Raw genomic sequence first — 20,934 nt, forward strand, 5'->3', positions numbered from 1 at the left:
ACGTCACCTGGCGCGGTGGGTGCCGCGCAGGACGAGCACGGGCGGGAAGACCAGCCGGCGGTTGCCGTCGAGCCCGTCGGCGCCTTCGATCCGCTCGACCAGCAGCCCCGCCGCGGCCGTGGCCATCGCGTTCAGGTCGTAGCGGACGGTGGAGAGGTCGAAGGACTCCCACCCGGCCATCGGCAGGTCGTCGAAGCCGATCAGGGTGAGGTCGTCCGGCACCCGTACCCCGTCCCGCATGGCGGCGTTGAGGGCGCCGATGGCGATCACGTCGTTGCCGCAGAAGACCGCGGTGGGCGCCGGCCGCTGGCTCAGCAGAGCGGCGAGGTTGCCGTATCCGGTCTCGAAGCCGAAGGGCCCGCGCCGGACCCGCCCGGCGGGCAGCCCGATGCCCGCCTCCGCGAGCGCGTACCGGAACCCCAGCTCCCGGTCGCGTCCGGTCGTCGTGCTCTGCGGCCCGGCGATGATGGCGATGTCGCGGTGGCCGAGGCGGACGAGTTCCTCGGCCACCACGCGGCCGCCCGCCTCGTTGTCGACGACGGCCGCGTCGTTGCCCGCGCCGGCCGCCTCGCGGTTGAGGAAGACGAAGGGCATTCCCCGCCGGCTGAGCTCGCCGGGCAGGGCGGTGTCGACGGTGGCGGTCGCCAGCACGACGCCGTCGATCGACCGGTCGAGCAGGCGCTCGTCCGCGGCGGCCGACTCGGACCGCTCGGCGAACAGCATCATCCGGTAGCCGCGCCGCTCGAGTTCGTCGTGGAGCGGGCCGATCAGGTGGGGGTAGAACGGGTTGGTCAGGTCCGTGACCATGACGCCGACCCGCTTGGTCGTCCGTGTCGACAGGCTCCGGCCGGCTTCGCTGGGGACGTAGCCCAGCGCGGTCGCGGCCTGGACGACACGCTGGCGCGTCGCCTCCGACACGCGCTTGTCGCCGCGCAGGGCGCGCGAGACCGTCGGCTGCGACACCCCGGCCAGCCGCGCCACGTCGTGGCTCGTGATCGCCATGCGGTCTCCCCACCCCCTTGACCCGATCTCCCGTGTGTATACGGATCATAGTCATTTGAGCGCCCTGCGGACCCCGCGCAGAACGGAGAAATCCCCTAGCCGGTCGATGGATCCGACCTTGACAGGAAGGACTCCCCTCTGATGATGTGCATACGTATGTCAATCTAGGACGGGAGCAGTGTGACCATGGCCCAAGCACCGCTGAGCGAGGACGAGGTCCGGCGCCGCACCATCCGGCGTGCCGACTTCGTCTCCTGCGACCAGGCGTTCATCGACTGCCGGACGCCCGGCTCCGACCAGAAGCAGAACTACGCCATGATCGGCCCCGGCGTCAGCCAGAGCTCCGGGCAGTTCGTCAACCTCCGCGAGCCGCACGGGTTCAACATCGGCGCCGCGGCCATGCCGAACGGCGTGACCAACAACCTGCACCTGCATTTCACCGCGGAGGTCTTCCTGTGCTTCCGCGGTGAGTACCTGCTGCGCTGGGGGGCCGACGGAACCGACGGCGAGCTGCGGCTGCGCGAAGGCGAGGTCGCCTCAATCCCCAGCTGGACCTTCCGCGGATTCACCAACGTCGGTCCCGATGACGGATGGCTCTTCACCGTGCTGGGACGGGACGCCACCGGCGGGATCATCTGGGCTCCGTCCGTGCTTCGCGAGGCCGCGGGCCACGGCCTGTACCTCACCTCCGGCAACCAACTGGTCGACACGGTCGCGGGGGACGTCCTGCCCCCCGAGGACGAACTGATCCCCCCGCTGACCGCGGAGCAGATCGCACAACTTCGCGTCTACTCCGCCGAGGAGATGCGCGACCGCGTCGCGGGCCGCGAGGATCTGAGCTGGAGCGACACCCCTTTCCTGGACAGCCGCCTGCCGGGTGGCGGCGCCCGCCTGGCCTGCGTGATCGGGTACGGGCTCACGCAGGACAGGTTCCAGCACCCCGTGATCGGCAATCCCCACGGCCACACGATCGCCTGGCTGAGCGGCCTGCCCGGCCAGGGAGTGTCGCGCCACCGGCACGGCGCCTCCCAGGTGCTCCTGGCCCGGGACGGCGAGTGGGAGGTGACGCTGAACGCCCCGGGCGAAGAGGTGAGCGTCCGGCTGGGACCGTGGGACATGCTCTCGGTTCCGCCTGGCGCCTGGCGGAGGATCCGCAGCACCGGCGCGCAGGACGCGTCGATGGTCCTGATCACCGGAGGCGACGGGCGGGTCTGCCCGGAATGGGCACCGGAGGTCGTCGACGAGGCGGCCGCCGCCGGTGTCGCCGTCGACCACGACGGCTACCTCGGCTCGGCGGCACTGGTTCCGGGACCTCGATGACACCGGCGCCCGCGGCCGTGCTCGTGCCCGGCATGCTCTGCGACGACGATCTCTGGACCGGCGTGGCGGACCGGCTCGGTACGACGGCGCTGACCGCCGCCATCACCGCGCCGACGATCGCGGAGATGGCCGCGCAGGTGCTGTCCGCCACGGCCGGGCCGTTCGCGCTGATCGGGCTCAGCCTCGGCGCGATCGTCGGATTCGAGGTCCTGCGGATCGCTCCCGAACGCGTCAGGGCCTTCTGCGCGATCTCGACCAACGCGGCCGCGCCGACTCCCGCGCAGCTGGACGGTTGGCGGGCGGCGGCGGGACGGCTCGAACGCGGCAAGTTCGAGCAGGCCGTCCAGGAAGACATCCTTCCGGCGATGTACTCCCCCGGCGCCCTGGACGCGCTGGCCGGGCGGTTCACGGACATGGCGCGGCGGGTCGGTCCCGCGCGGCTGCGCGCGCAACTGGCCGCCCAGGCGACGCGCACCGATGCCTTCCCCGTCCTGGAAGCAGCACGCTGCCCGGCGCTGGTGATGTGCGGCGACGCCGACGCGCTCTGCCCCGTCGACTTCCACCGGCGCATCGCGGCCGCCGTCCCCCGCGGCCGTCTGCGGGTGGTGCCGGGCGCCGGCCACCTGCTCCCCATGGAACGTCCACGCGAGACATCAGAACTCCTCCGCACGTGGTTGGCGGCGGCCGCCGCCTGAGAACCGGCCATGACGGGCCGCGTCCCCACCCATTCAGCAGATCCGTCCATTTGGAAGGTGCAATGACGTACGCACTCAAGAAGCCGATGCCCAAGGAGCAGGTCGCCCAAGACCTCAGCGAGGTTCGCGACCGAGTGACGACGATCATCGCTGACGTCCGCGAACGCGGTGACGCCGCCGTGCGCGACCACTCGGAAAGGTTCGATCGCTGGTCGCCCGATTCGTTCCGGCTGCCCGGGGAGGAGATCGAGCGGATCGTCGCCGGCGTGCCGCGGCAGGTTCTGGACGACATCGCGTTCGTCCAGGATCAGGTGCGCGGATTCGCGCAGCGGCAGCGCGACTCGATGGCCGATTTCGAGGCCGAGACGCTGCCCGGCGTGCGGCTCGGCCAGCGGCACATTCCCGTCGCGGCCGCCGGTGCGTACGTCCCCGGCGGCCGCTACCCGCTCACCGCGTCCGCCCACATGACGGTCGTGACCGCCAAGGTGGCCGGTGTGCCGCGGGTCTCGGCCTGCACACCGCCGATCCGCGGCGAGGTGCCGGCGGCGACCGTCGCGGCCATGCACATGGCCGGGGCCGACGAGATCTACATGCTGGGCGGAGTCCAGGCGGTGGCGGCCATGGCGATCGGCACCGAGACGATCGGCCGTGTCAACCTGATCGCCGGTCCGGGCAACGCCTACGTGGCCGAAGCGAAGCGGCAGCTGTTCGGCGAGGTCGGCATCGACCTGTTCGCCGGGCCGACCGAGATCCTGGTCATCGCGGACGAGACCGCCGACCCGTTCGTGACCGCGGTGGACCTGCTGTCCCAGGCCGAGCACGGCCCGGACTCCCCCGCCGTTCTCGTCACCACCTCGGAACGGTTCGGCCGCACGGTGATGGAGCACATCGACCGGCTCCTGCCGGGGATGCCCACCCGCGACTTCGCCGCCCCGGCCTGGCGCGACCACGGCGAGGTCGTCGTGACCGGCTCGGTGGACGAGGCGTTCGCGGTCGCCGACACCTACGCGTCCGAGCACGTCCAGGTGCTCACCGCCGAGCCCCGGCGGGCGCTGGAGCGGATGCGCGACTACGGCGCACTGTTCCTCGGAGCCGGTACGTGCGTCTCCTACGGCGACAAGGTCATCGGCACCAACCACGTGCTGCCCACGCGGGGGGCGGCGCGGTACACCGGCGGGCTGTGGGTCGGCAAGTACCTCAAGACCGTCACCTACCAGGAGGTGACCGATCCCGCGGCGAGCGCACGGCTCGGAGAGGTGTGCGGCCGCGCGGCGAGGGTCGAACTGTTCGAAGGACACGCCAGGTCCGGCGATGTACGGGCCGCGGCGCACAGCGGAACCGCGCTGCCGTGGCGGGACGGCGATGCGCTCGAACGGCCGCTGGCATGACCGCCGGGGTGGCGGGCCGCACCGCGCTCGTGACGGGAGGCGGCAGCGGTCTCGGCGCGGCGATGGCCGTCGCGCTCGCCGATGCGGGCGCGCGCGTGGTCGCCGTGGGACGGGACCGTCCCCGGCTGGAGGATGTCGTGGCCTCGCTCGCGGTCCCCGGCTGCGCGGCCGTGTGCGATGTCTCCGACGCGGAGAGCGTCAGGGACCTTGCCGCTGAACTGGCCGACGAGGAGATCTCGATCCTGGTCAACAACGCCGGCGTGCCAGGGCCGGTCCAGACTCTGGTGGGCATAGAGCCCGCGGAGTGGGACGCGGTCTTCGACGTCAACGTCCGTGGCGTCTACCTGATGTGCAGGGCGTTCCTGCCGGCCATGCTCGAACGCGGAACCGGCGACGTGGTCAACGTGGCCTCCGTGAGCGGCAAGCGGCCGCTGCCGGGCCGCACGCCGTACTGCGCCTCGAAGATGGCCGTGATCGGGTTGACGGCGACGCTCGCCGCCGAGGCCGGCCCGCACGGCGTCAACGTCAACACCCTGTCGCCCGGCCCGGTGGCGGGGCCGCGGATGGAACGCAACTTCCGGCTTGAGGCCGAACGCACCGGGGTGGACTACGCGGAGGCCGAACGGGCCTTCGTGTCCCGTGCCGCGCTCGGCAGGATGGTCACCGCCCAGGAGGTGGGTTCGGCTCTGGTCGCCATGCTGGGGATGCCTGGACTGTGCGCCGCCGACATCGACCTGTCCGCGGGGATGGTGGCCCGATGAGGCGGCTGCGAGCACGCGTCCGGGCCGGCGAGACCCTCCTCGGCGGGCTGCTGCGGATGCCCGGCGAGATGCTGGTGGAACTGTCCGGCGTGGCGGGCCTCGACTACGTGGTCATCGACTGCGAGCACGGCCCCGCCGACCTGGTCCACCTCCAGCACCACATCGTGGCGGCCGAGGCCCGCGGTCTCGATGTGCTCGTCCGGGTCGCGCCGGACGATCCCGACCTGGTCCTGCGCGTGCTGGACCTGGGCGCCGCCGGCATCATCGTCCCCCATGTGGACACGGCCGGCGATGCGCGCCGCGCCGTGGCCGCGGCGCACTACCCGCCGCTCGGCGGGCGCGGGTTCGCCACCTACAGCAGAGCCGGCCGCTACGGCTCGGCGACGATCAAGGGGCATCTGGCGGAGGCGGCCGAGACCACGCTCGTGGTCGTCATGCTGGAATCCCCGGCGGGCTGCGCGAACGCGGCGGAGATCCTCGCCGTCGAGGGCGTGGACGCGGTCATGCCCGGTCCCGCGGACCTGTCGGTGGCGATGGGCCTCACCGGCGGCCCGTCCGAGCCCGCCGTGCGGGAGGCGATCCAGGCGGTGCGCGCCGCGGCGGCCGCGGCCGGCCGGGCGCAGATGACGATCGTCGGCGGCGCCCCCCAGGCCGCCGCCGCCCCGCCGGGCCTCATCGTCTACAACCTCGCGCACGTCCTGCTGACCACGTTCCGCGGCCTGAACGTCCGCTGAGCGCGCGGCGCCGGACCGCGAAGAATCCCGGCCCGCCGACGGCGGGCCGGGATTCTCGTGTCTCCGGACGGTCAGGACTCCTGGAAGGGTTCGTCGCGGTAGATCTGCTGCATCAGCGCGAACTCGTTGAACATCATCCATTCCTCCTGGATGAGGCCGCCCCTGATGCGCTGCTGGCAGATGCCCCAGATGTAGACGTGCCGGCCGGTCGGGGGGCCGTAGATGCCGTGGCCCCGGTGGGTGCCGACCGCGCTCCAGCGGACCGACGTCAGATAGCCGTCGGCCTCGTTCCCCATGTAGTAGACGTCGTCGACCGAGAACGCCATGTCCGGGAACATGGCGATCATGGACAGGAGGAAGGACTTGTACTCGCCGCGTCCGTAGTAGGTGCGCCCGGACGGGCCGTGGTACCGCAGGCTCGGCGAATAGGCGTCGTCCACGCGCCCGATGTCGCGCCAGTTCCACACGTAGTGGTACATCCGTCGCAGGAACGGCTCGACCGCGAAATCGTCCCGGGGAAGGTCGGGCAGGTGCGGCGGCTTGCCCTGCCCGAGGACGCGTTCCGCCTCGCCGGAGCGCGGGTCCATCAGCGCGTCGAGGGCCGCGGCCTGGTTGCCCATCTCCCGGGCCTTCGCCCGCAGATCGAACCCCAGCTGCGCCAGCATGCTGGAGTTGTTGTAGATCACGTGCTCCTCGAAGATCTCGTTCTCGAGGGCCACGCAGTTGGCGATGCACCAGACGACGATCCGGCGTCCCGTCGGCGGACCGTACTTGGAGTAGCCGGTGTTGTGGCCGACGATGACCGTCCGGTGCGAGGTGTGGAAGCCGGTGACGTCGTCGCCCGCCCAGACGACCTCGTCCGCGTACAGCCGCACGTCGGGGAAGGCGTTGATCGTGTGCACCGTGTCCGCGACGATCTTGTCCCGCCCGTACTGCAGCCCCGAGTCGTCGGTGACACGGGCGTTGTGGCGGTAGGTGTCGTAGATGTAGCCGATGTTCTTGTCTTCCCAGATCCGGTGGGTGATCCGGACGATGTAGTCGACGATGTCGGCGTACTGCTCCTCGAACCCCCGCATGCTCTGGCGCCGCTCGGCCGGCGGCCCGGCCAGCATCCGCTCGGTGCCGCCCTTCTCCCCGAGCGAGATCTCGAACCCGGTGGGCATCTCCCGTCCGGCCCCGTACGGGTTGATCAGTTCCGTCATCGGAAAACCTTCGTGTCGGCCGGTGCGTGCGAGGCACCGGGGTCTTCGGTCGTATGGGTCACGCGGCGGACCACGCGTGCAGGTAGCTGACGGTGAAGTGCATCAGCCGGCCGATGGCGTCGAGCCGGATGAACTCGTTCGGGGCATGGGGGCGCTCCCCTTCGCCCAGGCCGGCGAAACTGAACGGGATCTCGCCGAGGGACTGGAAGAGCGACGCGGGGCAGCAGCCGTTGTACATGGGCCATACCTCGGTGGCGACTCCGTACTCGGCGGCCGCGTCGGCGGCCGAGGTGAGCAGCGGGTCGCCGCGTGCCGTGCGGGCCGCCGGATACCCCCGGCTGCCGACGAGCCGCACGTTCTCGAATCCGCGCCGGTCCAGGTGGGCGCGGATGAGCCCGGCGATCTCGAGGTGGTCGGTCCCCTTCGGGAAGCGGATATCGATCTTCGCTCCCGCCCGGCCCGGCAGCATGGAGTAGAACGACTCCCCCTCGTACCCCCCGGACATCCCCTGGATGTTCGCGTTCAACCCGAACATGAACTGCTCGAAGAGCCGGTCGAGCGAGGCACCGCCCCGCATGCGGGCGACGCCGAGCGTGCGCAGCATGGCCGCCTCGACCGACGGATCCGCGCGGACCTGCCGGACGAGTTCCTGGGCGTCCTTCAGGTCCTCGGCGCTGAGGTCGAACTCCAGGTCCCCGGCCCCGTCGACGACCAGCTTGTTGTCCGCGTCGATGAGGGACGCCAGCGCCCGGACCACCTGGATCATCGGCGCGTCGATCCACGCGGAATGGCCGGCCCACAGATGGTTGCCGTCGACCGTGCCGCCCCATGCCCCGCCGTCGCAGCGCAGCTCGGTCCACAGCCCGCCCTTGAAGCCGCGCAGCGTGAGCATGGAGTCGCCCGACTGGTACATGCACGGCAGCCACGCGCCGTCCGCGCCCGCCAGCAGATCGCGGTGCGCCTCCACGAACGCGGGGAGGTTCGGGCTGCCGATCTCCTCCTCGCCCTCGATGACGAAGACCAGGTTGCAGGGCACGTCGCCTTCCACCCGCAGCATGCGCTGGATGGCGAACAGCGCGCTGAGGGTCGGCCCGCGGTGGTTGTGCGCGGCCCGGCTCACGATCACCGGGCCGATGGCCGGATCCAGCCCGATCGTTGCGGACTCGACGATCCGGGCGCCCAGCGGGTCGACGGCCCACTCGTCCTCGATCGTGGGCGTCATGTCGTAGAGGCCGTAGAGGATGAGCGTCTTCGCACCGGGCCGCCGCGATCGGAGCGTCCCGAACACGACGGGGTTCCCCGCGGTGTCGATCAGCCGTGCGTCCGCGGCGCCGATCTCGCGCAGGTACGCCAGGGTCGCCAGCGCCGAGCCCTCAATGCCCTCCCCCGACGCGGAGAAGCCGGGGATGCGCAGGTAGCGGCGGATCTCCTCGACGCACGCCTCCTCCTCCCGCTCGATGGTGTCGTGGACCGCCGCGTGCGCCGCACGGAGCTCTCCAACCATGATCCTCCTCTACATACGTATGTCTGCATTCGTCACCCTACTGGCGACACAAGGTGGATGGAAGCCATCCATGCACATATAGCACTGCAAGCCTGTACCCGCCACCAGCACTATTGACAAATCATACGTATGTCAGCATGGTTGGGACCCACGTTCGAGCCGGTCGACGCCGGCCTCATCACCGGCGAGCCGGGCCGAGCCCGGCGACGACGCGCACGCCCGGTCATCGAGAAGGAGTGATGTGGTGGCCCTGCTCTCCGCCCGAAGCCGCCCCGCAGGCGGACGGAGGTCCCTGGCCGGCCTGGCGGCCGGGCTCCTCGCCGTCACCGGCTGCGGTGCCCCAGCGGGCATGGTCGATGTCGAACAGGCGGCCAGGAAGGCGTGCGACGTGCCTTCCCCGGCCAAGCCCACGACCGTCAACGTCCTCGCCTACAGCGGCCCGGCCATCGATCCCTTCACCGACGCCATCGTCAAGGGATGCGGCGGCGTGCGGAACCTGGAGATCAAGCACCTGCCGGTGGACTTCAGCGGCCAGATCCAGAAGGCGGCGCTCGCCCTGTCGTCCGGCGACTCCTCACCGTACGACCTCATCGAGAGCTACAACGGCACCCTGTACGAGTACGCCAGCAAGGGCTGGATCCGGCCGCTGGACGGCTACATCGCCAAGTACAAGGACCGGTACGGCCTCGGGGACATCGATCCCAAGGCGTGGGACGGATTCACCTACCAGGGCAAGATCTACGGGATCCCCGACCAGGCCAACGCCGGGATCCTGATCTACCGCAAGGACCTGTTCTCCAAGCTCGGGCTGAAGGCGCCCCGCACGTACGCGGAGATGCTCGACGCGGCCAAGCGGCTCAAGGCCGCCAAAGCCGTCAAGTATCCGCTCGGAATGGTGTGGGGCAGCGACGACGCGCTGGCCGACGGATTCCACTCCTGGCTCACCGCCAACGGCGGACGCTGGTTCGACGACACGGGACGGCCCGCCTTCGACTCGCCCGCCGGCCTCAAAGCGCTCCAGCAGATGAAGGGGATGCTCCCCTACATGCCGTCCGGCTCCCTCGCGTTCGGCAACGGCGACGTCATGGCGCTGATGCAGCAGGGACTGATCGGCATGACCAGGATCTGGGCCAGCCGGGCCCAGCCCATCGGCGATCCGAACCAGTCCCGGGTCGCGGGCAAGATCGGATTCGCCGCCGCCCCCGCCGCCGTCCCCGGCGGTCCGCCCGCCAGCGAGACCTCGCAGGACGGATTCGTCATTCCGAAGAACTCCCGGCTCGACCCGGAGACGCTCTTCCGCCTCATGGCGTCGACGATCACATCGCCCGACGTCATGAAGCAGGCGGCGACCGTCGCCGTCCCGCCGCGCATGTCGATGATCAACGACCCGGCCACCGCCCGGCCGTACTGGCCCGCGGTCCGCGAGTCGGGCGAACGCGGCGTCCAGCCGCTGCCCCGGGTGCCCTACATGGACCCGCTCACCAAATCCGTCGTCAATCCGTACCTGGCCAAAGCGCTGACCGGATCCACCGACCCGGCCCGGGCACTGCGCGCGGCGGCGACCCAGTTGGAGAGCTCGCTCAAGGCGAAGGGGTACCTCCGATGAACCGCCGGACGTTCCTGGCGTTCGCCTCGCCCAGCCTGATCCTCATGACCGTCCTGATGGTGGCGCCCCTGGCACTCACCGTCTACCTCAGCCTGAACGACTTCAGCTACGGCTCGCCGCTCCATTTCCGGGGGCTCGGCAACTACACCGAGGTGCTGTCCCAGGCGACCTTCTGGCACGCGACGGCCTTCACGCTGGTCTACACCGGCGGCACCACGATCCTGAAGATCATCGTGGGGTTCGCGCTGGCGCTGGCGCTGAACCATGTCATCAGGGCCCGGTCGTTCTTCCTCGGGCTGCTCCTCGTCCCCATGATCGTTCCCCCGGTCGTCGGTGCCCTGGTGTTCGGGTGGATGTTCCGCGACGACATCGGGATCGGCCTGTTCACCTACGCGCTCTCGGAGACGGGCGTGCACGTCCACTGGCTCTCCGAGCCCTGGCCGGCGCGGTTCCTGCTGATCCTGCAGAACACCTGGCAGGACGCGGCCTTCGGCGCGCTCATCCTGCTGGCGGGCCTCCAGGGGCTGCCGGACGAACCCCTCGAAGCCGCCATGGTCGACGGGGCCGGCTGGTTCCAGCGCGTCCGGCACGTGATCATCCCGGGCCTGCGGGGCCTGTTCGCGTTCGTCGCCCTGATGAGCGTCATGGACGCGTTCCGCATCTTCGACAACATCGCCGTGATGACCAAGGGCAACCCGGCGGGCGCGACGACCAGCCTCATGTACCTCAACTACCAGGTCGCCTTCCAGCAGCAGCGGCTCGGACTCGGCAGCGCGATCAGCGTGCTGACGGTCGGCGCCATCGTCCTCCTGATGATCCCGTTCATCCGCCAGACCCGGCGGCAGTTCCGAGGTGAGTGATCCCATGACGGCCGAAACCACCGACCGCCCCGCCGCCCGGCCGCGGCGCCGGAGCCTGCCGGCTCCGGCGCGTCCACGGCGCAAGCGGTCCCGGTGGCTCCCGACGCTCACCGCCTACGGGTTCCTCACCCTGGCCGCCGTCTTCGCCCTCGCGCCCTTCGTCTGGGTCGGGCTCGCCTCGATCAAGAGGCCGATCGACGCCTTCACCCTTCCGCCGCTGTGGCACTTCGAGCCGAACATCGAGGCGTACCGGATCCTCTGGTACGAGCACGACTTCGGCACCTTCTTCATGAACACCCTGGTCATCGGTGTCGCCACGGTGGTCATCTCGCTGCTGGTCAGCCTGCCCGCCGCCTACGCCCTGGCCCGCTACACCAAACGCGCGGCCGTCAGCCTGCTCATCCTGGCCCTCGTCTTCCGGGCCCTGCCGCGCATGTCGGTCGTCCTGCCCTTCTACTACATCTCGCGGGAGCTCGGCGTCTACGACTCGAAGATCACACTGATCGTGGTGCTCGTCGCGGTCAACCAGCCGTTCACCATCTGGCTGCTGCGCAACTTCTTCGCGGCGCTCCCCGAGGCGCTGGAGGAGTCGGCGATGGTCGACGGATGCACCCGGTTCGAAGCCTTCCGCAAGGTGATCCTCCCGCTCGTGCGCCCCGGCATCGCCGCTGCCGGCGTCTTCACCTTCCTGCTCGCCTACCAGGACTACCTGATCCCGCTCATCCTCAGCCAGTCCAACGCGGTCACCCTGCCCGTGTTCATCGCCCAGTTCTCGACCGAGAACATCGCCGACTGGCCCGTCATCTCCGCGGCCAGCGTCTCCCTCGCCCTCCCGGTCGTCGCCTGCGTCATGCTCGCCCAGCGGCTCCTCATCGCCGGCCTCACCGCCGGATCCGTCAAGGGGTGAGCCCCGCGGCGAAGGGGCGGTAGCGGTCAGGCGGTGAGCGGGGCCAGGGTGGGGACGGCGTCGAGGAGCCGCCGCGTGTAGGGGTGCTGCGGGCTCTCGAAGATCGCGTCGGTGCCGGCCAGCTCGACGAACCCGCCGCCCTTGTAGGGGCCCTTGTACTTGACGTCCTTGGACGTGATGGGCGTGCCGTCGTCGAACTTCAGCCCGTCCTTCAGGGTGTACGTCCACGTCTTGGCGTCGTCGCTCGGCTTCCCGAGATCGGTGGCCAGGTCGGGGACGGGCTTGGTGCCCGCCTCGCCGGGGGCCCGCTGCCGGGTGGCGAGCGTGCGGTAGACCAGTGTCGGCAACGCGCCGCCGCCGGAGGTGTACAGCCGCGCCGGGTCGAACTCGGTCAGCCCGCTCTGGTTCAGCACGGTCAGCGTGCCGCCCTGGCAGGTCTTCGGATCGAACGCCGCCGAGGAGCCGGCGCCGGAACCGGAGCCGCACGCCACGGCGGCGGACGCGATCGCCGGCAGCACGGCGCCGAGCAGGACGGCCGGTCTCTTCCTCATGGGAGCCTCTCTCGCCCGGACGCCCCGGATCGCGGGGCGCCGCACCACGGACCTCGCCGAGGTCCGGCGCGCCGGTGCGGACGAACGTAGCCCGCCTCGCACCGTCACGCAACTTTTCCTATCAATTTAGTTCTGAATTAGGGTCTGGCCCCGGGCGCGAGCCAGGAGTCGAGCGTGTAGTCCTTCTTGACGAGCGCCTGCTGGACGAGGAACGCCTTTGTCCCTTCGAGCAGCTTGAGCCCCTCCGCGGAGAAGGGCTCATCCGGCAGCTGCTCCTTCAGCGTCGTCTTGATCGTGATCTCGGGCTCGTACCCGCCGGTCTTGGCGACGTACTGGGTGTAGTTCGCCCAGTCGGCCTTGGCGACCCGCACGGCCTTCGTCTCGGCCTTCTGCCACACCTGGACGATGCTCCTGTTCGCGGCCAGGTACTTCTCCGTCACGACCGTGACGGACGTGCCGAGCAGGTCCGGGTGGTCGCGGGACGCGACGTCGATCGACCGGTAGCCCTTCCGCTCCTGCGCGACCTGGTCGGCGGAGACCAGGCCGCCCGCGTCGATCGAGTTCTTCTCCAGCGCCGCGATGATCGCCGGCGTGTACATGTGGATGATCTCCTTCGGCTTCACCCCGGCCTGCTCCAGCGCGCCGAGCAGGTAGCGGTGGATGTAGGAGCCGGTCTGGACGCCGATCCGCTTGCCCTCCAGGTCCTTGAGGGACGCCGGGCCGCCGTCCTTCTTGGCGAGGACCGCGGCGTCCAGGCGGACCGAGTTGAGCGACAGCAGCCGGGTCGGCAGGCCCTGCCCGCGGCCGATGAGCGCCGGGGTGTCCCCGTACATGCCGATGTCGAGGGAGCCGCCGGCCAGCGCCTGGTTCAGGTCGGGGCCGTTCGGGAACGTGGCGACCTTGATCCTGGTGACGCCGGCGGCCGTCAGCTCCGGGAGCAGCTCGCCGCGCTGGTCGAGGAACCCGACGGCGCGGGTCAGCTTGTTGCCGACGCCCGAGCCGATCACTCCGACGCGCAGCGTCCCGGAGCCGCTGTCGGCCTCCGACGAGCCGCACGCCGTCGCGGCGAGGACCAGCAGCCCGGCGGCCAGAAGTCGGGGGATTCTCACGTTGCCGCCTTTCGCAGGGGGTTCGCGGTGCTTCAGGAGGTGAGGGGCGCGCCCGCGCGGTCCAGCGACGGACCGATCGCGAGCCTGGCGCCGGGGGTGCGTCCCCGGCCCCAGCCGATCTGGGCGCGGTAGCCGCCGAGCGTGCCGTCCGCGGCGAGGACCGCCTCGTCCGGCGGCTCGGGCAGCGCGTGCGAGCGCGGGTCGACGAACAGGGCGTCGACCGGGCAGTACGCCTCGCACATGAAGCAGGTCTGGCAGTCGCTCTGCCGGGCGATGACCGGGATGCCGTCCGCGCCGCGGTCGAAGACGTTCGTCGGGCAGACGTCGACGCACTTGTCGCAGGCGATGCACCGCTCGCGCGAGACGATCTCGATCACGATGCCACCGCCAGTGCCCCGGCCTCGGGACGCGTCCAGATCTCGTCCAGGCCGCCGGTGACGAGCCTGCGGTGCTGGGCCGGGTCCTGTTCCGGCAGGTCCAGGCGCTTGTGCATGCCGCGGGTCTCGGTCCGGGCGAGCGCGGCGCTGTACATCCAGCGGGCGTGCGCGGTCATCGCGGCGGCCGACCGCGCCCGGACGACGCCGGCGCCCTCCTCGCGGAGCGTGCCGCGCAGCTCACGCCACGTCCGGTCCAGGACGTCCAGCGCCGGGGTGAGCCGGTCGCCGTGCCGCAGCAGGTTCTTGTCGTAGGGCAGCACCTCGGCCTGGACGGCGGCGATGTACTCGGCGTGGCCGCCGGTCGCCGGGCCGGCAGGCCGCAGGCCCGCCTCGCCGAGCGCGTGCACTGCCCGCTCCCCGGCTCGTCCGCCCAGTCCGGCGGCATACCGGGCGGCACCCTGCCCGGCCCAGGTGCCCGACGACATCGCCCAGGCGGCGTTGTGGCTGCCGCCGCCGGTGAAGCCGCCGCAGACCAGCTCGCGGGTGGCGGCGTCCCCCGCCGCGTACAGGCCCGGCACCGACGTGGCGCAGTCGGCACCGGTGAGCCGGATGCCGCCGGTGCCGCGCACGGTCCCCTCGGCGAGCAGCGTGACGGGGAACAGGTCCTTGAACGGGTCGATGCCCTGCCGGTCGAACGGGAGGAAGAAGTTGGCCTGCGCGAGGCGCATCGCCCGCTGGTCCTCGGGCGTGGCCCGGTCGATGCGGCACAGGACGGGCTCGCTCAGCAGCGTCCGGGCGATCACGGACCGGCCCTTCCGGCTGCCCGCGCCCTCCAGCACTGTGCCGTCCGCGTGGTAGAAGGTGGCGAACGAGTAGAACGCCGTCTTGGTCACGGACGTGAAGGCAGGCGCGATCGCGTAGGCGTTGGAGAACTCCATGCCCGACAGTTCCGCGCCGGCCTCCGCGGCGAACAGCGCGCCGTCCCCGGTGTTGACGTCGCAGCCCAGCGCCCTGCTGAGGAAGGCGCACCCGCCGGTCGCCAGCACGACCGCGCCCGCATGCACCCGGAAGGGCCGGTCGTCTCGGACGCGGTACCCGGCGGCTCCGGCGACGGACCCCGAGCCGTCCGCGAGCAGCTCGGTGACCGGGCTGTGGTCGAGGACCCGCACGCCCGCCCGCCGGACCCGCACCCGCATCCGCCGCATGTACTCCGGGCCCTGCAGGCCGCGCCGGATCTGGCGCCCGTTGTCATCCACCGGGAACGGGTACCTGGAGATCTCGGCCAGCTCGTTCATGTTCGCGTACGTCTGGTCGAGGACGCGCGCCATCCAGTCGCGGTCGGCGAGGTAGCCGCCGAGGCTCTCCCGGCTCGCCATGGCGGCCTCCCGGGCCTGCGGCTCCGGCTCGACGTACCAGACCCCGGTACCCGCGGACGCCGTCGCGCCGCTCGTCCCGAGGTACCCCTTGTCGGCGAGGACGACGTCGGCGCCGGCCTCCGCCGCCTTGATCGCGGCCCACGCGCCGGCGGGTCCGCCGCCCGCGACGAGCACATCGGCGTTCAACTCGGTCATGATGCCTCCTTGGCGGTCGCGACGGCCCGGACTCCGAGTCCGCCGAGCAGATCGCGGCGCAGTGCGATGAACCGCGGGTCGTCCAGCGACCGCGGCCTGGGAAGGTCGACGGCGTACTCCCGTTCGATCCGGCCGTCCGCGAGCAGCAGTGCGCGGTCGGCGAGCAGGAGCGCCTCCTCGACGTCATGGGTGACCAGCAGGACCGCCGGCCGGTGCTCGGCCCACAGGTCGGCGACGAGCGCCTGCGCGTTGAGCCTGGTGAGCGCGTCCAGTGCCCCGAACGGCTCGTCGAGCAGCAGCAGATCGGGCGTCCGCACCAGCGCCCGGGCCAGTGCGACGCGCTGCGCCTCGCCGCCGGACAGGGTGAGCGGCCACGCGTCGGCGCGGGCCGTCAGCCCGACCTCGGCCAGCGCCGTCTCGGCCCGCTCGCGCAGGCCGCGTCCCCGCAGGCCGAGGACGACGTTGTCCCAGACCCGGCTCCACGGGAGCAGGCGGTGCTCCTGGTAGACGACGGCGCGCTTGCCGGGGACGCCGATCTCGCCGCTCCCCTCGCCGTCCAGCCCGGCCAGGGCGCGCAGCAGCGTGCTCTTCCCCGAGCCGCTCGCGCCGAGCAGCGCGACGAACTCGCCGGGCGCGATGTCGAGGTCGACGCCGTCCAGGACGGCGCGCTCGCCGAACACCCGCCTGAGGCCGCGGACGCGCACTCCCCTCCGCACCGTCGTCGTCATCGGGCCACCAGTCCCTTCCGCCAGGCCAGGGCGCGCCGTTCGATGAGCCGCACCAGCAGGTCCGTCGACACGCCGAGCAGCGCGTACACCACGAGCACCAGGAAGACGGTGTCCATCTGCAGGAACTGGGTGGCCTGGTTGATGACGAAGCCGATGCCGCTGGCCGTCGCCGACTGCTCCACGACGACGAGCGTCAGCCAGGCGACACCGAGCGACAGCCGCAGCCCGACGAGGATCTGCGGGAGCGCGCCGGGCAGGACGACCTTCCGGATCAGCCCGATCCGGCCGAGCCCGCAGGTGCGGGCGGACTCCACCAGCCGCTCGTCCACGCCCCGGATGCCGTGGAACACGTTGATGTAGAGCGGGAACACCACGCCGACCGCGATCAGGCCGACCTTGGACGTCTCGCCGATCCCGAACCAGATGATGAACAGCGGGACCAGCGCGAGGTGCGGCAGCATCCGCACCGCCTGGACGGGCGCGTCGATGATGTCCTCGCTGACCCTGAACAGCCCGGCGAGCAGCCCGAGCACGAGGCCCGCCGGGAGCCCGATCGCCAGGCCCTTCAGGACCCGCACCAGCGAGACCCCGAGGTTCTCCAGCAGTGCGCCCGACGAGAGCATCTCCCAGCCGCGCACGGCGACGTCGCTGAGCGGCGGGGTCGTGCTGCCCAGCCAGCCGGCGCGGGCCCCGGCCTCCCACAGCGCGAGGACGGCGACCAGTCCTATGACCTTGCGCGCCCGGCGCAGCAGCGACACCAGCACGGCACCGGAACGGGTCACGGTCGAGCCCCGCGCCGCCGCGGGAATCGCCGAGCGGGGCGGATCGAGCAGGTCGGTGGACACGGGAAACCTCCGGGGCAGGGGGAACGGAAGGCAAGGCAGCAGGAGTCGGCCCCGTAGGGGCGCCAGTGGAGTGACGAGGAGGCCGGTCAGTGGCCGCGGCGTGCGAAAAAGCGGTTCAACAGGACGCGCTGCACACGCGAAGGAGGTCGACGTGGCGCCTCGCCACCAGGACCTCCGCTGCGTTCATGTTCCCAGCATGCCCTCGGCACCGTCCCGTGTGAAGCCCTCAAAAACGCGCCTCCACCTGCGAAGACGCCCTCCGGAAAGCGGTTTTCCGATAAAACCTACCGATTTACCTGGGAATATGCCGGAACGACCCCCCGCCGGCGACCGCGGCGAGGGTTACGCAGATCACACCGCCCGGAAACCCCCAGGTGGACGGAGTGTGACGCTCCCTCCACCGACGGTCCTCCCGAGAAGTCCAGGTAGGCGGCGAAGAGGCTGCATCTGGCCGAGGTCAGCCTGGCGGGTGGCCACGCCAGCCTGGTCGAGGCGCTCGTGTGAGAGCCCGTCCCGCGGAGCCGCCGCGCGCACGCCAGAGTGGGGATCAGTTGGTGATCGAGGCGCGGAAGCGGTAGCGGTCGCCCCGGTAGACTTGCACGGTCAGCTCTATCGGGCGCTCCGCCTGGTTGAAGGTCAACTGGGTCGCGACGAGCATCGGCATGGTGTCGCCGATCCCGAACGTCTCGATCTCCCGCGGCGTCGGATGGCGGGCTTCGACCTCGTAGTCGGCGACGCGCGGCAGTTGCGGCGGGTCGGCCGCGCGCAGGGTGGCGTACAGCGAGGCGCTGTTGAAGTCGGTTCCGGCCAGGGCCGGGCAGGCCGCCAACGGGAGCCGGTTGTGTTCGAGCACGACCAGCAGGTCGTCGAGGAAGCGCAGCCGGTGGAGGTCGAAGAGGTCGGCGCCGGGGGCGACGCGGAGCTGTTCGGCCTCGGACACCGTCGCCGGGCGGACCGTGGCGGACAAGACCTTGGTGCGCGCCGTCAGGCCGTTGCTCTCGGCGTAGTCGGCGAAGCCCTGGACCTGGGGGGACGCCGCGGTGGACGGTACCGCCGGATCGGGCACCTGGTCGAGTTCGGCGACGAACCAGCCGCGTGACGACGCCGGACGCACGATCCCCCGCGACTCCAGCTCGGCGAGGGCGGTCCGCAGCGTGACACGCGAGACGGCGTACCGAGTCGCCAGGGCCCGCTCGGAGGGCAGCCGGTCGCCGGTGCGCGCGGCGGTGGCGCGCAGGTCGTCCAGCAGCCGCGCGGCCGTGCGCTCGTACAAGGGGAGTGCGTCGTCGGCGAAAAGGCCGCGGGGCAGCGGCGTCCTCGCAACAGTCATACCAGAAGCATACCGGTTGGAGCGGTTGCCGGATCAGATGGCCGCCGGGCATCCCGTCACCCTCGCGCCTATAGACCTTCCCTGACTGAACCACCTAGAACCAAAATACGGCCATTGACAAGCCAATCTCATACCACTTACATTCCGGGCAGACCGGGCCCCGATCCGGTCTCGTCCGGCGCCACCGCGCCAGGACGGCAGCATGGCCGGCGCGGACGATCCGGCGCCGCCGACCGATGGATTCGCAAGGGGGACCTCGACCTTCATGGATCGGACTCTGGGATACGCAGCCGGCGAACTCGACGACCGCGGAGCAGGCCGGACGGCCCGCGAGATCGTGCAGCAGCCCGCCCTGTGGCGGGAGGTCGCGAAGACGGTCGCGGCGCTGGGCGGCGAGCACACGGCCGCGCTCCGCCCCCTGCTCGATCGTCGCGGGCTGCGCATCGTGCTCGCCGGTGCGGGGACGTCCGCGTACGCCGGTGAGCTCCTCGCGCCGGTGCTGAGCCGCCGCCTCGGCCGCCGCGTCGAGGCCGTCGCCAGCACGGAGCTGGTGGCCGACCCGCACGGCTGCTTCGCCGAGGACGTACCGACGCTGCTGGTCTCGTTCTCCCGTTCCGGGGACAGCCCCGAAGCCGTCGCCGCCACAGAACTCGCGGACCGGCTCCTGACCGAGTGCCACCACCTCGTGGTCACCTGCAACCCGGACGGACGGCTCTGCCGGGAGCATTCCGGCGCGAAGTCCTCCACCGTGCTCCGCATGCCCGCCGCGGCCAACGACCAGGGCTTCGCCATGACCTCGAGCTTCACGTGCATGGTGCTCGGCGTCCTGCTCGTGCTCGGCGACGGCATGACCGACGAGATGGTCCACCACCTCGCCACGGCCGCTGAGCGCGCTCTGCCCGGCATCGCCGACCGGGCCCGGTCGCTGGTCGCGGCGGGCTACGAACGCTTCGTCTACCTCGGCGGTGGCCCATTGCGGGGCCTCGCCCACGAGTCGGCGCTGAAACTGCTGGAGCTGACCGCGGGCCAGGTGCTGCCCCTTGCCGACTCGCCACTCGCCTTTCGCCACGGACCCAAGGCCGTGCTGAACGACCGGACGCTGGCCGTGGTCTACGTGTCCAATGACCCCTACACCCGGCGCTATGACCTCGACCTGGTGGAGGAGCTGCGCCGGTCGCTCGCGCCGGCCAGCGTCCTCGCACTCGCGGCCCAGGACGGCGGGCCAGTGGCGGACCTCTGGCACCTTCCCGGACTCGACGACTTGGACGACGCCCTGGTTGCGCTCTGCTACGTCCTCTTCGCCCAGGTCATCGCGTTGCACGCATCCCTTCACCTAGGACACCGGCCCGACAATCCGTTCCCCGCCCAGGAGGTCAATCGTGTCGTCCAAGGAGTCACCATCCATCCGCTCGGCTGAGCCGCCGCAGGCGGGCCCCGCCGGCGCTTCCACGACCGGGGCCTGACCATGTTCCTTGGAGTCGACGGCGGCGGAACGAAGACCGCCTTCTGCCTGGTGACCGCCGACGGAGATGTGGCCGCGCAGGTACAGGGGCCCTCCACCGACTACTTCTCAGTGGGCATCGACCTGGTCGGCCGCGTCCTCCGAGACGGCGTCGCGGAGGTGTGCGCCGAAGCCGGCATCACGTCCGGGAACGTCCGGCACGCGTTCTTCGGTCTGCCGACCTATGGCGAGGCCAGCGGTGACGTCCCCGTCCTCAACGCGGCCGCTCGCGACGCCCTCGGCCACGACCGCTACGCCTGCGGCAACGACACGGTCTGCAGCTGGGCCGGCTCTCTCGGCGGCGAGGACGGGATCAACATCGTCAGCGGCACCGGGTCCATCACCTACGGCGAGCACGACGGGCGCGGCGTCCGCGTCGGTGGCTGGGGCGAACTCTTCGGCGACGAGGGGTCCGCCTACTGGATCGCCGTCCGCGGGCTCGGCTGCTTCTCCAGGATGAGCGACGGCCGCCTTCCCGCCGGCCCGCTGCACACGCTGATCAGGGAGCACCTGGACCTCAACGACGATCTCGACCTGGTCGACGTCGTCCTCAACCGCTGGCACGGCAACCGGAGCAAGATCGCCGCCCTCGGCAGGCTGGTCGTCACCGCGGCCGGCCAAGGGGATCGCCGATGCGGCGACATCCTCGCCGAGGCCGCGCGGGAACTGGCCGAAACCGTGGACACCACGCGCACGCAGCTCGGGTTCCGCCCCGGGCAGCCGGTGCCGGTCTCGTACTCCGGCGGAGTGTTCAAGGCCGGGCCCCTGATCCTGGACGCCTTCCGGAGCGAACTCGACAAACGGTACGCCGCCTACGAACTGCGCGACCCGCTCTTCCCACCCGACATCGGCGCCGCGATCTATGCCGCGAGATCGAGCTCCGCTCCGCTGAGCCCCGACGCGCTCCAGCGCCTGCAATCCGCGTCCAGCCCGTCGTAGGAGG

At 71.2% G+C, this 20,934-nt stretch carries 20 protein-coding genes; 10 read left to right on the forward strand and 10 right to left on the reverse strand.

The genetic code is table 11. The features are described 5' to 3' along the window. Positions 1 to 3: 3 nt before the first annotated feature. Entirely contained in the window at positions 4 to 1,002 is a 999-nt protein-coding gene (locus E1293_RS08880) for a LacI family DNA-binding transcriptional regulator (RefSeq protein ID WP_132195765.1), read from the reverse strand. A 186-nt stretch (positions 1,003 to 1,188) separates the two neighbouring features. Here E1293_RS08880 and E1293_RS08885 point away from each other — a divergent pair, with 186 nt between their 5' ends. The 5 genes from E1293_RS08885 (at position 1,189) to E1293_RS08905 (ending at position 5,900) form a co-directional block, all read left to right on the forward strand. After that, positions 1,189 to 2,322 carry a cupin domain-containing protein gene (locus tag E1293_RS08885; protein WP_132195767.1) on the forward strand — a complete coding sequence of 378 codons (1,134 nt, stop codon included), beginning with the start codon at positions 1,189 to 1,191 and terminating at the stop codon, positions 2,320 to 2,322. Beyond that, entirely contained in the window at positions 2,319 to 3,017 is a 699-nt protein-coding gene (locus E1293_RS08890) for an alpha/beta fold hydrolase (protein WP_132195769.1), read from the forward strand. Before E1293_RS08885 ends, E1293_RS08890 begins: the two co-directional genes overlap by 4 nt. A 62-nt stretch (positions 3,018 to 3,079) precedes the next feature. After that, on the forward strand, positions 3,080 to 4,405 hold the full coding sequence (gene hisD / locus E1293_RS08895) for a histidinol dehydrogenase (protein WP_132195771.1): 1,326 nt from the start codon (positions 3,080 to 3,082) through the stop codon (positions 4,403 to 4,405). Continuing rightward, a complete protein-coding gene (locus E1293_RS08900; protein ID WP_132195773.1) occupies positions 4,402 to 5,166 on the forward strand; it encodes an SDR family NAD(P)-dependent oxidoreductase in 765 nt (254 codons plus the stop codon). Before hisD ends, E1293_RS08900 begins: the two co-directional genes overlap by 4 nt. Next, entirely contained in the window at positions 5,163 to 5,900 is a 738-nt protein-coding gene (locus E1293_RS08905; RefSeq protein ID WP_132195775.1) for an HpcH/HpaI aldolase family protein, read from the forward strand. Before E1293_RS08900 ends, E1293_RS08905 begins: the two co-directional genes overlap by 4 nt. Positions 5,901 to 5,971: 71 nt before the next feature. Here E1293_RS08905 and E1293_RS08910 read toward each other — a convergent pair whose 3' ends face one another. Then, positions 5,972 to 7,102, reverse strand: a complete 1,131-nt coding sequence (locus tag E1293_RS08910; protein WP_132195777.1) for a nuclear transport factor 2 family protein — start codon at positions 7,100 to 7,102, stop codon at positions 5,972 to 5,974. 58 nt (positions 7,103 to 7,160) lie between these two features. Next, positions 7,161 to 8,606 (reverse strand): M20/M25/M40 family metallo-hydrolase, encoded by a 1,446-nt coding sequence (locus E1293_RS08915; protein ID WP_132195779.1) that lies wholly within the window; start codon positions 8,604 to 8,606, stop codon positions 7,161 to 7,163. 244 nt (positions 8,607 to 8,850) lie between these two features. Between E1293_RS08915 and E1293_RS08920 the strand changes: the two genes are divergently transcribed. Genes E1293_RS08920 through E1293_RS08930 form a run of 3 tightly spaced genes read left to right on the forward strand, consistent with a single transcriptional unit; the run spans position 8,851 to position 11,979 of the window. After that, the gene (locus tag E1293_RS08920) at positions 8,851 to 10,212 is read left to right on the forward strand and encodes an extracellular solute-binding protein (protein WP_132195781.1); all 1,362 of its coding nucleotides are present in this window, start codon (positions 8,851 to 8,853) and stop codon (positions 10,210 to 10,212) included. Then, a complete protein-coding gene (locus E1293_RS08925; protein WP_132195783.1) occupies positions 10,209 to 11,072 on the forward strand; it encodes a carbohydrate ABC transporter permease in 864 nt (287 codons plus the stop codon). The genes E1293_RS08920 and E1293_RS08925 overlap by 4 nt, the downstream gene beginning before the upstream one ends. 4 nt (positions 11,073 to 11,076) lie before the next feature. Beyond that, entirely contained in the window at positions 11,077 to 11,979 is a 903-nt protein-coding gene (locus tag E1293_RS08930; protein WP_132195785.1) for a carbohydrate ABC transporter permease, read from the forward strand. 26 nt (positions 11,980 to 12,005) lie between these two features. Here E1293_RS08930 and E1293_RS08935 read toward each other — a convergent pair whose 3' ends face one another. From E1293_RS08935 to E1293_RS08965, 7 genes are all read right to left on the reverse strand, one after another. After that, entirely contained in the window at positions 12,006 to 12,530 is a 525-nt protein-coding gene (locus E1293_RS08935) for an ABC transporter substrate-binding protein (protein WP_132195787.1), read from the reverse strand. A gap of 137 nt (positions 12,531 to 12,667) precedes the next feature. Beyond that, positions 12,668 to 13,639, reverse strand: a complete 972-nt coding sequence (locus E1293_RS08940; protein WP_165978146.1) for an ABC transporter substrate-binding protein — start codon at positions 13,637 to 13,639, stop codon at positions 12,668 to 12,670. A 32-nt stretch (positions 13,640 to 13,671) separates the two neighbouring features. Further along, positions 13,672 to 14,016: a 4Fe-4S dicluster domain-containing protein gene (locus tag E1293_RS08945; protein WP_132195791.1), complete on the reverse strand. Its 345-nt coding sequence runs from the start codon at positions 14,014 to 14,016 to the stop codon at positions 13,672 to 13,674. Beyond that, complete coding sequence (locus tag E1293_RS08950; RefSeq protein WP_132195793.1) at positions 14,013 to 15,587, reverse strand: FAD-dependent oxidoreductase; 1,575 nt, start codon at positions 15,585 to 15,587, stop codon at positions 14,013 to 14,015. Before E1293_RS08950 ends, E1293_RS08945 begins: the two co-directional genes overlap by 4 nt. Next, positions 15,584 to 16,315, reverse strand: coding sequence for an ABC transporter ATP-binding protein (locus E1293_RS08955; protein ID WP_132195795.1), 732 nt, complete (start codon positions 16,313 to 16,315; stop codon positions 15,584 to 15,586). The genes E1293_RS08950 and E1293_RS08955 overlap by 4 nt, the downstream gene beginning before the upstream one ends. Continuing rightward, the gene (locus E1293_RS08960; RefSeq protein ID WP_243716112.1) at positions 16,312 to 17,160 is read right to left on the reverse strand and encodes an ABC transporter permease; all 849 of its coding nucleotides are present in this window, start codon (positions 17,158 to 17,160) and stop codon (positions 16,312 to 16,314) included. Before E1293_RS08960 ends, E1293_RS08955 begins: the two co-directional genes overlap by 4 nt. Positions 17,161 to 17,707: 547 nt before the next feature. Next, complete coding sequence (locus tag E1293_RS08965; RefSeq protein WP_165978147.1) at positions 17,708 to 18,490, reverse strand: GntR family transcriptional regulator; 783 nt, start codon at positions 18,488 to 18,490, stop codon at positions 17,708 to 17,710. Between the two features lie 265 nt (positions 18,491 to 18,755). Between E1293_RS08965 and E1293_RS08970 the strand changes: the two genes are divergently transcribed. Together E1293_RS08970 and E1293_RS08975 are read left to right on the forward strand one after the other, a co-directional pair. Further along, positions 18,756 to 19,907: an SIS domain-containing protein gene (locus E1293_RS08970; protein ID WP_132195797.1), complete on the forward strand. Its 1,152-nt coding sequence runs from the start codon at positions 18,756 to 18,758 to the stop codon at positions 19,905 to 19,907. 48 nt (positions 19,908 to 19,955) lie between these two features. Then, positions 19,956 to 20,930, forward strand: a complete 975-nt coding sequence (locus tag E1293_RS08975; RefSeq protein WP_132195799.1) for an N-acetylglucosamine kinase — start codon at positions 19,956 to 19,958, stop codon at positions 20,928 to 20,930. Positions 20,931 to 20,934 lie beyond the last annotated feature (4 nt).

It is taken from the genome of Actinomadura darangshiensis (genome assembly GCF_004349235.1).
GTDB classification, from domain to species: domain Bacteria; phylum Actinomycetota; class Actinomycetes; order Streptosporangiales; family Streptosporangiaceae; genus Spirillospora; species Spirillospora darangshiensis.